This window comes from Sphingobium sp. ba1, from assembly GCF_000743655.1.
Lineage (GTDB): Bacteria > Pseudomonadota > Alphaproteobacteria > Sphingomonadales > Sphingomonadaceae > Sphingobium.
The window spans coordinates 96,757-110,011 of record NZ_JPPQ01000006.1; the positions used below are offsets into that span (position 1 = coordinate 96,757).

The window sequence follows — 13,255 nt, forward strand, 5'->3', positions numbered from 1 at the left end:
ATCACAACCTCAAATCTGTGCCATTGGTGCTGACGGCGGACAGTCGGCCAGCTCGTCCTCCTGGGCAGGCGACCCCAGCTGTTTGCATAACGCGTCGATCATGCGTTGATACGAAGGGCGGCTACCATCCGTGATATTCAGTGCCTTCTGGCCAAGGCGGTAAATCTCATCGCCGATCTGATCGGTATACCGACTGTGATTCGGGGCGTGCCGTTCATAGGCCCGGCAGATCTTAAGTATGCTGAGAGGCGTCTGCGTAAGCGTGTCGACCAAAGGCGCTAATTGATCGTCATTGCTCATACCCAGAATCTTGTAGATGACGGGAACGGCGGTGACGTCCGCTGGGGCATCCATGCAGGCTATACCGATCTTTGATTGAAAAAATAGCTCGATCCGATGTCCGCCAGAACCTGATGGCGGTCAAGATATTGTCACTCTTTTTAAATTTTTCAGGCGGCCGATAGAGACCGAACGCGACAATTATTTTTCAACGCGATCGGTCTTCAACTGAGTCACAATGGCTGGTTGTCGAGGAATCTGGCTTCTTAGGGCATCGTCTGGGATGGCCAGAAAATCGCAGGTTGCACGTGCCGTTACCGATCAAGATAGTCGCTTAGGACCGCGCTAACCAACGTCAGGTATCGACGGAAGCTGCCATCGCGCCTGTTCCGAGCGAACCGTCTCTTAAAAGGGAGCGCCGCCACATCCGCACCAACGGAGTCGCGAACGACGTCTCAGTGGCGGTCGATCTCTTGAAATTTGATTTATCGTTCCCGCATGGCGCACATGCATGCGCCAGGCCGAAATGGATCAAGCTCGCCGATCAATCGGGCCCGCCGTTCGGTTCCTCGATAAACGAGCATTCCCACGATTGTGCGCGAACCATGTCTACCATGTCCTGATCGTACTTGAACAACGGCACGTGCAGGTGCCGGCCCGCCAGCGAGAACGCTCCTTCTTCCCACCGCGGGTCGGCTTCCACGAAATAGCGCAGCTCGATCCCTTCCAGGTGAAGGAGGAGCGCATCTATGTCCGCCAGCTCCCCTCGGGCACGCATCTCGCCGAGCGCAAGCGACAGAAGCGGCAGCGTGATCCGCGCGATCCCTAGCGCGGGATCGAAGATCTCGGGTGCACCGAAGCACGACCGAGCGAGGATGCCGTGCCGGATGTCAGCCACCGCAACAGGCCGCCCGACGGCGGCACTCGCGATAGCTTCCTACTCGGTGACCTCCAGTGCGCGGAACTTCTCCACTTGGCCAATGCCTTCGCGAATGCGATCGGCCAGTCGCTCCGTCAGGCGAGCCCCCTGCGGTGGCAGCGTCCCCTTGGCCTGGATGAGCAGCACAGGCCCGGTCTCGCCAACGACGACGAGGTCGATTTCCCCACCCGCATAATCGTAGCCGGGTCGGAGGAACCAGGGATGGCTCCGCCGCAGGAACTCGATTGCCTGGCTGATGAGCACCGGCTCCAGCTCGTGGGAGACGTGGTTCGCATAGGTACGGGCATCCAGCGTGGAGAAGGCGAAGACGGCATTGCGGAGATGGAGGAAGTTCAAGACTAGGATCGGTGAGAAGACGTAGCTCTTCTCGAAGCGCGCGAAGGGCGGGAACAGGCCATCCCCGCCGTTGTGGCGCGCTGGCGATTGCCGGAAATCAACGCAGAAAAATCGGATGAAGCGCTCGACATCCCGGGCTCGGCGGCCGACAGCCTCGCGATCAGCCCGACAAACCACTCTGCCTCGACGTTGCACGAGATCCATTCGAGGGTCTCGTCGGAGATGCCCTTCCCGTCATTTTCGCGGTTGGACGTCGCCCCGAGGATCATCGATATCTCGAGCGCCAGCTCGGCATAGGCGAGGATCGCTGCGCGAATGCGATAGAATCCCGAATATCCCGACCCGAAGATGCGCTCCATGCCTTCGGGCGCGACGAGGTTGGGCTCGGCGAGCGAGAAGAGCAGCGCTTCGATCTTGCGGCCCAGCAACGGGCCGACCAGGTCCCAGTTCGCATCCGGGAGATCCCGCACGATCTCGCGCAGGACAGGATCCAGCTCCTTCTTCGCCGGGAACGGGAACACGAGCGCAAGCTCGCTGAGCAGGATATCGCGCGCCTGCATCTGCTCAAACCATTCGCTGCGCAGGACGAGGCGAAACCCCTCCCTGATGGTCGTGACCGTATAGTATTTCTTGTGGGCCTCCGGCATGAACTCGCTGAAATGCGCGTAGCTCAGCAGCTGCGCCATCTGCTCGCCCGTGGGATCCGCTTTCAAGAATCCGTCCAGAGCGTCGCGGGCTGAAACTCCAAAGGGTTCGGCCTGGCGCCGCACCAATAGCGGCAGCAGGTATCCCATGCGCCGTATCGCGGTCTCGGAAACCCCCGGTTGCGGGTCCAGGTCGAGCAGGCCTGCATGCTGGGTGACCCAGAGGAAATAATGCAGTCCCGCCAAGACCGCCCGGGCGGGAAGCGCCATGATCGGCATCGCGGCAATCGCGGTGTCCGCCTCATTCTCGAACTGCCGCAGGTCGTCAATGCCGTCCACAAAGTGCTCCGCCAGAAGGTCTTGCCACGATATTGGCGCAATCGTGTCAGGGCAACTGCTACCGCCGATGCATCTGACGCCGCCCTCAATACTGCGAGACGCGGAGCGAGCCTTCGGCGCGCGATGCCATCGGGCACGAGCTGTGGCTTGACTGCCGGAGCGCTGAAAAGCGCCCGCCGCGCCGTGTTTAAAGTGTCGCGTGCATCCGGCAGGACTGTGCATAGCCGGGCGCGGTGACGAGGCACAGGTACAGTTTGGAAGCGGGATGCTGACCGGATCGGCATCGCCCATCGTCTTGAAGGCCCTCGGCTACCAGACCGCCTTGGCCTGCGCGTAGCTCGGGCCCTTGAGGACCTCGATGCCCATCCTAAAGCTGCCCATGAGCAAGCAGCGCACGCACTGTCGTTCTGCGCTGACGATCGGCCCATTGAGTGTCGGCTTGCAAGACAAAACCGGCCATCGACGTACTCCCCACGACCGGCAGAAATGTCCCAAAACGCGGCGATCGATTTCAACGAAGCCGGCGCCGTACCGCCGCCGGCAGCACCCGACCAACATACGCCTTTCTATTCCCGAGCGCGAACGGCGCCTCGCTCGAAAATCTGCCGTTCGGCTGAGATAGATTTGCTGGCCTGCTCTTCCTGTCAGTGGCCACGAGTAGATACAAAAGGGTCCGGCGGCGTGCTGGTGGCTAGAATTGCTTTGGCGCGAGCAACGCCAGAACTGCGAAGCTGGTGAGCCAGTGCTCTCCCATATAATCGCCAGCCACATGCGGCAGCGCTGCCTCAAGATGTTCGTTCGCCAAAAGCATCAGCGCCTTTTGCGTTTCCTCATCGTCAAGCGCATCTGCGATAATGCGAAGACACCAGGCGCGGCTGAGATTGAGACCATCGAGATGAGCGATCTTTCCGTCGGTGCGATCGGAAACGAGCACAGGGCGGCATTCGTTCTCAAGCCAGCCATTGGCAATCACCAGGGCTCGGAACCAGGGAGCGAAAGTCTGCTTCGAACGAGTCTCGGTCATCAATAGTGCCGCAGTGAGAACGGGGGAGAGAAATTCATCGCCACCTGGCTCCCAACCGCGATAATCGGTACGGTTGCCAAAGGCTCGCTCTGTCCACGCGTCGATTAGAGCCACCATCGCCTCGTCGCGACCGAACGCCCAACGTCGTGCAAGGATCAGCGCAAAAGGCGTATTGAAATGTGTGCCCACGGTAATCGGGTAAGTCAGTATCCTAAGGTAATCGCAAAGGCGCGCCGCGAAAGCCAGCGCCAAGGGTTCAAGACGGACAGACCATTCGCGATCATCGTGCCGTTCAGCCTCAAGATGCAGGTATAGCAGCCAACTCCATCCGTAGGGCCTCTCGAAGCCGCGCGACATCGGCCGGTCGAGATAGGCCAACTCCACCGCAAGCTTGGCAACCGTAAAGGTTTCGTCGGCTAGCGCTTCGATTGGCCCAGCTTCGGCCATGCCAGGATATTGCCGCCTTAACGTCAGTAAGGTCCACCATCCGTGCACGCAGCTGTGCCAGTCAAAGCTGCCGCAGAAAACCGGGTGGGCCATGCGCGGGGGCCGAACGTCCTGGTCGCTCTCGAAGACATGGTCGTCCTTGTAGGGATAGGGCCGCGTCACGTGGCTAAGCGCTATCCTTGCGAAATGGCGGGCAATATCTTCGGTCAATTCCACAACAGGAAAGCCCCTACATAAATGATGACAATATTGCAGACCAGCAGCGGAAGAGCGGTCCCGATCTGTTGGCGGATCACCCCATGCTGATCTTTCAGCTCAAGCAGCGCGGCGGGAACGATGTTGAAGTTAGCCGCCATCGGGGTCAACAGCGTTCCGCAGAAGCCGGCGAGCATGCCAACTGCGCCGATCACCGCCGGGTTGCCGCCATATTGCTGGACCAGTAACGGAATCCCGATCGCCGCTGCCATGACCGGAAAGGCAGCAAATGCATTGCCCATAATCACCGTGAACAACGCCATGCCCAGCGCAAAGACGACAACTGTCAGAAAAACGCTACCGCGAGGTATGATATCACCTGCAAGGCCACCAATAATTTCGCCAACGCCCGCGAGCGCGAACACTGCACCGAGCGCCGCCAACATCTGCGGCAGGATCGCCGCCCAGCCGATCGAATCGAGCAGCCGCCGCCCCTCCTCGGCCGGAGCCAGCAGCGGCGGGCGCAGCCACCCGATCGCGCCCACCAGCGCCGCCAACACGCCCAAGCCGAACAGGATCAGCGTTTCGCGCCGCGACTCGAACAATCCGGTCTCGCCAAAAGCCGTGTAATTGTAGAGCAGCGTCCCCGCGACAGCGGTCAGCGGTACCACCAGGGCTGGCAGGAACAACCGGTTGCCGAGCCGTTCTGACAGCAGTTGCCGTTCCTGGGGCGTGGTCGTCGCAGGATCGCTCCGCGTCAGCCCGCCACCCCCCGCAATTGCCACCATCGCCAGCACCAATAGTCCGTTCATGAAATCGGAGACATGACTGCCCAGCAGGAAGCTCGCGGCCAGCAGCGCCCAGAACCCGGCATTGCCCCAGCGCCGTTCATGCAAGCTGAGCAGTGCCCAAAGCGCGAAGGCCGCGCCCGCCAGCGCGTAAAGCCATTCGTAGGTGATCACTGGCGCGCCCTCCCCAACCGGCGGTCGAAAGCGAGGATGCGGCCGCCGTGGATCAAAAAGGCGCAGATGGCCGTGGGGATTGCCCAGACGGAAAGCTGCAACGGGGTCATGGGGTAGCCCGCGCTCTCGAACACGCCCTGGATCAGCAGGATCGAGGCAATCGCGAAAAAAATGTCTTCGCCAAAAAACAGGCCCACATTGTCGGTCGCAGCGGCCATGGCCTTGATCTTGTCGCGGTCACCTTCGGATAAATCGCCATGGATCTTGATGGCGGCCGCCTCCGCCATCGGCGCCACCAAGGGGCGCACGGCCTGCGGATGCCCGCCAATATCCTTCATGCCGAGCGCTGAGGTGAGTTGGCGAAAGGCAAGATAAGCGACCAGCAACCGGCCCATGGTCGCGCCACGCATTGCTTCGATCACCGCGCGGGCGCGTTGCTGCAACCCGTAACGTTCTAGCAGGCCTATCACCGGAAGAATGATCCATGTGACAGTAATGTAGCGATTGTCATTAAAGGCTTTGCCCAGCGCTTCAATCACAGCAACGATATCCAGCCCGGCGAGCACACCAGTCGCAAGCGCCGCACCCACCACCACCATCAGCGGATTGAACCGCAACGCAAAACCAACAACGACGATCGCAATTCCAAGGAGTGGCCAATAGCTCATTGAGACACCTTCCCAAATCCGCCGCCACCGGGGGTGAGAATTACAAAACAATCACCCGGTTGCATATGCGCCGACGCTGTCGCCCCGAGCTCCTCACGCGATCCGTCCGCCCTCTCCACCCAGTTCCGGCCAGCCAGTGCATCTTCGCCTCCGCATATCCCGCTTGGCGCAATCCGCCGGCGATTGGCGAGCATGTTGGCACGCATCGGTTCAAGGAAGGTCACGCGCCGCTCGACACCGTCGCCGCCGCAATGCAAACCCGTCCCGCCCGAACCATGACGGATTGCGAACCGCTCGATCCGCACGGGCAGCCGCGTTTCCAGTATCTCCGGGTCGGTAAGACGGCTGTTGGTCATATGCGTCTGCACCGCGCTCGTCCCGTCATGATCGGGACCCGCGCCCGAACCGCCGCAGATTGTCTCGTAATATTGGTGATATTCATTACCGAACGTGAAGTTGTTCATCGTCCCCTGGCTCGGCGCAAGGCGTCGGCACGCGGCGAACAGTGCATCGGTGACCACCTGACTGGTTTCGACATTCCCGGCGACCACGGCTGCGCCGGGCTTCGGGTTCAGCATCGAGCCTTCTGGCACAATCAGTTCGACCGGGCGCAGGCAGCCATCGTTCATTGGAATGGTATCGTCGATCAGCGTGCGCAGCACGTAGAGCGCGGCAGCACGAGTAATCGCGCGCGGCGCATTGAAATTGTCCGGCAACTGGTTGCTGGTGCCCGTAAAGTCGAACACCGCCGAGCGGCTTGCGCGGTCGATGCGGATGGCGACCTTCACTGTCGCGCCATTGTCCATTTCATAGGCAAAGCCGCCATCTTCAAGCCGATCGATCAGCCGCCGCACGCTTTCTTCGGCATTGGCCAGAACATGATCCATATAGGCCGCGATCACGTCTGGACCGTGATCCATTGCTGCGCCCCGCAGCAGCCCCGCACCGCGCGTGCAGGCGGCAAGCTGGGCGCGCAGATCGGACAGGTTGCGGTCGGGATTGCGGGCGGGGAATGTCGCTGCCGCCAGCAATTTGCGCATTTCCGCTTCGCAAAACTGCCCTTCGTCAACCAGCAAGCCATTGTCGATCAGGACACCCTCTTCCTCGATCGTCCGGCTTTCCGGCGGCATGGATCCGGGCGCGATCCCGCCAATATCGGCATGGTGCCCGCGCGCTGCAACAAAAGCATCGGGTTCGCTCGCCTCTTCGCTGTAGAACACGGGCACGATCACCGTGATATCGGGTAGGTGCGTGCCGCCACGATAGGGATCATTGAGCACATAAGCATCGCCGCGCCGAAACCCGCGCCCGTCGCGCCCGCTCCCACGCGCATCGATCACCCGCACAATGCTGTCGCCCATGCTGCCAAGATGCACCGGAATGTGCGGCGCGTTGGCGATCAACGCCCCGCTGCGATCGAAAAGTGCGCAGGAAAAATCAAGCCGTTCCTTGATGTTGACCGAGGTAGCGGTGGATTGCAGCACCACCCCCATTTCCTCGGCGATGGCCATGAACAGGTTATTGAAAATCTCGAGACGGACCGGATCGACATCCGTTCCCGCCGCGCGCTCACGCTTCAGCGGCACGGCGCGGGTCAGGATCAGGCTTCCTTCATCGGCCAATCGCGCCTGCCAGCCTTTCTCGACCACGGTCGTCGACCCTGGGTCGATGACCAGCAGGGGCCCGGGCTCGCATTTGCCGACATCGAAGGCGCGACGCGACAGAATCTTCCAAGCGCCATATATAAGGGCATTACCAACAGCCAGCGCCTCGGGCAACTCGACCGATGCGGACAGCCCACCCGCTTGCCCACTGGCTTCGACGCTCAATGCCTCCACCATGATTGCCGCCCCCGCGTCGGAATAGCCGAAACGCTGGCGGTGCAGCTTGCGGAAAGCTACATCCATTGCCGCCGGATCGGTGCAAGTTATGGCTAGCTGGCTGTCAGTGCCAGCAAAGCGCAGCCTTGCGCGGCTGTCGGTCCGGATTGCGTCGGCAGCGATGCCCTGATCAAGGAGCTCCTGCCGCGCCTGTTCCTCAAGCGCAGCTAGTTCACGAGCGAAGCTTTCGTCCAGCGCGCGCACGAGGCTGACCTCGCGGATGGCCTTCACCGGCGCGAGGCCTATGCCATAGGCCGAGAGCATCCCTGCAAGCGGATGGACCAACACCGTCTCCATCCCTAGCGCATCGGCGACCTTGCAGGCATGCTGTCCGCCCGCTCCGCCAAAGCAAGCAAGCGCATAGGTCGTCACATCGTGCCCGCGCGCGACCGAGATCTTGCGGATGGCGTTGGCCATATTGTCGACCGCGATGGCAAGGAAGCCCTCGGCGATCTCTTCAAGCGGCCTTGGTTCGGGGAGCATTGCGGCAACTTCTTCCAGCCGCCCTCGTGCCACCACCGGATCAAGCGGGGCATCGCCCTGTGGACCGAACACGGCCGGGAAGAACGCAGGATCGAGGCGACCTAGGAAAAGATTACAGTCGGTCACGGTCAGCGGTCCGCCCTTGCGGTAGCAGGCAGGGCCAGGGTCCGCCCCGGCGCTTTCCGGCCCGACCCTGAAGCGAGCGCCGTCAAAGCGGCAGATCGACCCGCCACCCGCCGCGACTGTGTGGATCTGCATCATCGGTGCCGCGACCCGAACCCCCGCAACCACACTGTCGCCGGTCAGTTCATATTCGCCGGCATGATGTGCAACATCGGTGCTCGTGCCGCCCATGTCGAAGCCAATCAGCCGGGTATGGCCCAGTGGTGCGCTCGCCGCGACCATGCCGACCACGCCGCCAGCTGGGCCGGACAGGATAGCATCCTTACCGCGAAACGCGCCCACTTCCGCCAGCCCGCCGTTCGACTGCATGAAACGCAGGCTCCCGGTCGCGGGGAGGCTGGCCTCGAGCGCATCGGTGTAGCGCCGCAGCACCGGCGAAAGATAGGCATCGACCACCGTCGTATCGCCGCGCGGGATCAGACGGATGAGCGGTGCCACCTCGTGACTGACGCTAACTTGCGTAAAGCCGATATCGCGCGCCATCCGCGCAAGCCGCGCCTCGTGGTCCCGGTGCTTCCACCCGTGCATCAGGATAATCGCAAGAGCATCGAAGCCGCCGGCACGCAGGGCGTCGAGTTGCTGCCGAACCTGCGCGTCGTCGAGCGGCCGCAGAACTTTGCCATCAACCCCGACCCGCTCGTCGATCTCGACCACCCTGGCAGGCAGTTGCTCGGGCAGCATAATGTGACGGGCAAAAATATCGGGCCGCGCCTGCGTGGCGATCCGCAATGCATCGCCGAAACCGCGCGTAATGGCCAGCGCCAACCGTTCCCCCTTACGTTCGAGCAGCGCATTGGTCGCTACCGTTGTCCCGATACGAAGCTCAGCAATCGGTCCCTTGCCATACCGCAGCATCAGGCGCCGCACGCCTTCGCTGGCGGCATCTGAATACAATCCCGGGTTCTGCGACAGCAGCTTTTCGGTCACCAGCTCCCCTTCAAGGGTCGTCGCGACGATATCGGTGAAAGTACCGCCACGATCTACCGCAAAGCGCCAAGCCTTCATTCTGCTACCTTCTCTCAATCATGGCCTACGAACTAGGCCGCTGCCAGCAGCTTTGTCCAGACTTGGGGCGTCTAGTGGATGTCCGCTTCAGGTGTCGCAATTGCCGGAATCGGCCATTAAAAATCGTCAAAGTCACGGGACTTGCCGTTCGGCAAACGGCCCAGAAGGCGCCACACAAGTCGATGTGGCTTTGCATCGCACGTGCGGGCAAGGCGGGCGTGGAATTAGGTGCAAGACGAGGAGCAGCGGCAGACGTCAAAGAGTTGACGATCGGTGTAGGGCAAATGGGGGTATTCTGCCTCGCTTTCCCATCCGCATCCGGCTAGCTTTGTTTTCAACAAGAAGACGGCTGGCCAGCCTGCCAGTTCATTCGAGAAGCGACGGAGCACCTGATGCGGGCCCTTATCCTTTCATTGCTGCTATCGAGCGGTGCCGCAGCAGCAGGTGCGGCGCAAACGCCTCGTCCTGAGGACATTGTCAAGGCCGAGCCAGTTTCGCTCGCGCCCAAACAAGATGGCAAACTCGACATCACCCGTTTCCTGCTTGTACGGAGCCCGCGCGGTGCAGCCCTCTCCGCGGAAGGGACGCACATTGCCTGGATCAGCGACATCACCGGTTCGCCCCAGATCTGGACGATGCCGGTAAGCGGCGGCTTTCCAGACCAACTCACCTACGGATCGGGCGTCGACTGGCTGGAGCCCGGCCCCTCGGGGCATTGGCTGTACGGCGCTGATACCGACGGAGACGAGCGCGTTGGCATGCACCTGCTCACCATCGACGGAAACAAAGAGCGGACAATCGTTGAGAAGTCGCCAGCGTTCCGCAGCTTTGGTGCTTGGAGCCGCGACAGGCGCCGGTTCGCCTATTCCTCGACCGAGCGCAACGGTACCGACTTCGACATCTACGTGACGGACGTTGAGACCGGCCAAAGTCGGCGCGTTTATGATGGAAAGGGCGGCTTCTACGCAGTCGCATGGCAGCCAGGTGGTGATTTGATAGCGGTTAGCGAGACCCGCGGGGGTGGTAATAACCTTCACCTGCTCAACGCCGCGACCGGCGAGATGACAACCGTTTTCGAGCCGAAGACTATCGCCGAATACAGCTCTATCGCATGGAAGCCCGATGGCCGCGGTTTCTATCTTTCGACCAATCAATCCTCAGACTATCACGAGATCGCTTTTTATGATGTAGGCGCGGGTCGGCTCCAAACGATCGTTAAGCCAGGCTTCGATATCGGTCAGATCGCGCTCAGCCCCGATGGCCGCTACCTGGTCTGGACCACGATCGAGACTGGGTTCAGCCGTTTGCACGCGCGCGACTTAAGCACCGGCCACGACATCCCTGTGCCAAAATTGCCCTCAGGCACTGTGTCTGTCCAGTTCGCTGGGGAGAGGCCAATGCTCCTGATCAGTGCGAACAGCCCGACTACGGCGGGCGAAGTGCTTTCCTGGGATCTGTCCGCAAAGGATGTCGCCGCCCGTGTTCTGGTGCCGACCGATGCGCCCGGGCTCGACCTGTCGCAGATGGTGGTTCCAGAGCCAGTCCGCTTCGCCGCGCGTGACGGGGCACCGCTCACGGGGCTCCTGTATTTGCCGACGACATCGCCCGACGGCCGCAAGCCGCCAGTGTTCATGCGTATCCATGGCGGCCCCAGTGCTTATGCTACGTCAGGCTTTTCGGCGGACATCCAATATTATGTCGCCCGCGGCATTGCGGTACTCGACTTCAACTATCGCGGTTCGACGGGCCAAGGGAAGACGTTCGAGCAGTTGAATGACCGTGAGAAGAAGGTCGACGAGGTCGGAGATCTGGCCGACGCGGCGGAATGGTTGCGCAAGTCGGGTCAGGTCGATGGCACCCGTATCGCGGTCGGTGGCGGCTCTTATGGCGGCTATCTCACCAACCAGGCGCTTGGCACATATCCCGACATGTTCGTGGCCGGCGTTTCTATCGTGGGTGTATCGGACTGGGTAACAGCGCTTGAGCAAGCCAGCCCCGGACTGAAGGCCGCTGACAAGCTTGAATTCGGTGATATCGCAGATCCCAAGGTCCGCGCCTTCTTTGCCAAGCTGTCGCCGATCAATAACGTAGCCAAAATTACCACGCCGATGCTCGTCATGCACGGAGCGAACGACCCGCGGGATCCGGTCGCCGAGAGCGACCGTTTGGTGGAGGGCATTCGAGCAAGTGGTGGAACCGTCACCTATCTGCGCTTCCCGGACGAAGGACATGGTATCGCCCGCCTTGCCAATCGCGTTCACGGGTATCGCCGCATCGCCGCCTTCCTTGAAGATCGTTTCGGTTTGAGTCGCTGATCAGCCAGTGACAATTTTGCGCTGCCGCCGCCAAGCAGAAAAGCGTCTTGCTTGGCTTGGACACAGCGCAGCAGCCTCCTTGCGGCCCGGCGCTCGTTACGATGCAGTCCCCTTACCCCTCAACCGCAAGGATACCTATCCGTTCGTCCACCTTGCGCGGTGCTTGCTCACCATGCTGCTTCATCACTATCGACACCTTCCCCCACAAAAGCTGATCGTGCGTCATGACAGGGTGATCCGCTCGACGGCAATCAGATCAAAACCGTCACGCACGCCGATGATTGTGACGCGCTTGCCCAGCAGCGGCCGCCAGGCCTTGGTGATCTCCAGTCGCCACTCGCCTCCATCAGCAACACGCAGCACCGGATAGAAGTCGCCTTCCAGAAGAATGCCGGTCAGTTCGTGGCGCGTTCCTCTCGGCATCAGCGGCAATGCCCCCGCGCATAGCGATCCCATCGCAGGACAGTGTCTGACCTGATCATGGCGCAGCTTATGTCGCCCGTGCCCGGCAGATTGCACCATGCCCCTGTGCGACCGCCCCGTGCCGATCCATTCGACACGCAGCGCATGGTCGGCGCCGATACGAGAATATGGCCGGTCCGCGCCTTGCCTTTCGCGCCGCCCAGCAAGCGCACCAGCCGGTCTCGTGCTGCAATAGCCGATGCCTTGGGACAGGGGTGCCCCTTTTTGCATGTGCCGTCCATCTCGCGGGCAGCTATACCGGCCAAACGCACCTTTGGACCTTCCGCACACCAGATCGGGCCGTCTCCGTCCCAGACATGGGTAGGCGTGCAGACAAAGACCTGTCCGGATGCCAGAACGACCGCGGATAGGACGGCAAGCATGAGCCTCGCTTCAGCCTTCGGCCAGGATGGTCATGACGCTGTCGAGACTGCCTTTGACAACGATATAATTTCCCTTCTCGAAATTGATCGCGCTGGTGCCATTTTCACCGCGGTAGCGCCGAACGAAACTGACCCGATCGACATTGACGACCACAAAATCGCCGTCCACCGTTTCCAAACGTACAAATCCGTTCATATCTATTCCCGATCGCTCAAACCGAGACGCTAGCGTGGCGGTGCCGGATTGCACAGCCGCTATGCCGTCTATTGCTCAAGATCAGGAAAGCGGCAGACTATTCAGCATCGCTGACCATGTGCATCACGCGGATGTACCGCAGGCTTTGCGTCACAGGGGCAGCGTCATCTGGCGGATGTCAGGGATTGTGGGGGGATGCTCGATAGCCGCGATGACGCTTTGCGCCAGTTCCACCGCGGCCTGTTCGCGCAGGCGCTCGTTGGGTGCGGTGAGGGCAACGCGTGCCCAGGCCGGGGCATGAAGCAGGCTCTGCGCGAGCCAAAGAGAATCAGGGTGAGTCATGGGTCTGATCGTAAAGAACATATCAGGAACGAAGCAAGAGGCTTGCGATGAAATTGGCGATCGCTAGGCTGCCTGGATGTGCAATCATTATCGAACCGACCCCGACAAGATCCGGTGGATTCTAGATCGAAGTGCGAAATCCTAGGATTTATAGGGGTTTGATCCCCTTTCC

13 protein-coding genes are annotated in these 13,255 nt (G+C 61.1%); 1 reads left to right on the forward strand and 12 read right to left on the reverse strand.

Annotated elements, in window-relative coordinates; genetic code table 11:
• Positions 1-9: 9 nt before the first annotated feature.
• From IL54_RS00610 to IL54_RS00645, 8 genes are all read right to left on the reverse strand, one after another.
• Complete coding sequence (locus tag IL54_RS00610) at positions 10-354, reverse strand: hypothetical protein (RefSeq protein ID WP_037472174.1); 345 nt, start codon at positions 352-354, stop codon at positions 10-12.
• Positions 355-823: 469 nt separating this feature from the next.
• Positions 824-1,177 (reverse strand): hypothetical protein, encoded by a 354-nt coding sequence (locus tag IL54_RS00615; protein ID WP_037472175.1) that lies wholly within the window; start codon positions 1,175-1,177, stop codon positions 824-826.
• Between the two features lie 39 nt (positions 1,178-1,216).
• Positions 1,217-1,555: a hypothetical protein gene (locus IL54_RS00620; RefSeq protein ID WP_037472177.1), complete on the reverse strand. Its 339-nt coding sequence runs from the start codon at positions 1,553-1,555 to the stop codon at positions 1,217-1,219.
• A 2-nt stretch (positions 1,556-1,557) separates the two neighbouring features.
• Positions 1,558-2,538, reverse strand: a complete 981-nt coding sequence (locus IL54_RS00625; protein WP_037472179.1) for a hypothetical protein — start codon at positions 2,536-2,538, stop codon at positions 1,558-1,560.
• A gap of 691 nt (positions 2,539-3,229) precedes the next feature.
• Positions 3,230-4,225 (reverse strand): DUF2891 domain-containing protein, encoded by a 996-nt coding sequence (locus tag IL54_RS00630; RefSeq protein WP_037472180.1) that lies wholly within the window; start codon positions 4,223-4,225, stop codon positions 3,230-3,232.
• Positions 4,216-5,166, reverse strand: coding sequence for a DUF979 domain-containing protein (locus tag IL54_RS00635; protein ID WP_037472182.1), 951 nt, complete (start codon positions 5,164-5,166; stop codon positions 4,216-4,218). The genes IL54_RS00630 and IL54_RS00635 overlap by 10 nt, the downstream gene beginning before the upstream one ends.
• Positions 5,163-5,834, reverse strand: coding sequence for a DUF969 domain-containing protein (locus IL54_RS00640; protein WP_037472184.1), 672 nt, complete (start codon positions 5,832-5,834; stop codon positions 5,163-5,165). The genes IL54_RS00635 and IL54_RS00640 overlap by 4 nt, the downstream gene beginning before the upstream one ends.
• Positions 5,831-9,385 (reverse strand): hydantoinase B/oxoprolinase family protein, encoded by a 3,555-nt coding sequence (locus tag IL54_RS00645; RefSeq protein WP_037472185.1) that lies wholly within the window; start codon positions 9,383-9,385, stop codon positions 5,831-5,833. The genes IL54_RS00640 and IL54_RS00645 overlap by 4 nt, the downstream gene beginning before the upstream one ends.
• 392 nt (positions 9,386-9,777) lie before the next feature.
• On the opposite strand from IL54_RS00645, the gene IL54_RS00655 reads away from it, so the two are divergent.
• A complete protein-coding gene (locus IL54_RS00655; RefSeq protein WP_037472188.1) occupies positions 9,778-11,700 on the forward strand; it encodes a S9 family peptidase in 1,923 nt (640 codons plus the stop codon).
• A gap of 222 nt (positions 11,701-11,922) precedes the next feature.
• Here the strand turns inward: IL54_RS00655 and IL54_RS00660 are convergent, their stop codons facing one another.
• The 4 genes from IL54_RS00660 to IL54_RS00675 all read right to left on the reverse strand — a co-directional run bounded on the left by IL54_RS00660 (position 11,923) and on the right by IL54_RS00675 (position 13,083).
• Positions 11,923-12,222, reverse strand: a complete 300-nt coding sequence (locus IL54_RS00660; RefSeq protein WP_237748742.1) for a DUF5818 domain-containing protein — start codon at positions 12,220-12,222, stop codon at positions 11,923-11,925.
• On the reverse strand, positions 12,123-12,545 hold the full coding sequence (locus IL54_RS25215; RefSeq protein ID WP_037472191.1) for a thermonuclease family protein: 423 nt from the start codon (positions 12,543-12,545) through the stop codon (positions 12,123-12,125). The genes IL54_RS00660 and IL54_RS25215 overlap by 100 nt, the downstream gene beginning before the upstream one ends.
• Positions 12,546-12,555: 10 nt before the next feature.
• Positions 12,556-12,741, reverse strand: coding sequence for a hypothetical protein (locus IL54_RS00670; protein ID WP_037472192.1), 186 nt, complete (start codon positions 12,739-12,741; stop codon positions 12,556-12,558).
• A gap of 150 nt (positions 12,742-12,891) precedes the next feature.
• The gene (locus tag IL54_RS00675; RefSeq protein ID WP_037472503.1) at positions 12,892-13,083 is read right to left on the reverse strand and encodes a DUF6771 family protein; all 192 of its coding nucleotides are present in this window, start codon (positions 13,081-13,083) and stop codon (positions 12,892-12,894) included.
• Positions 13,084-13,255 lie beyond the last annotated feature (172 nt).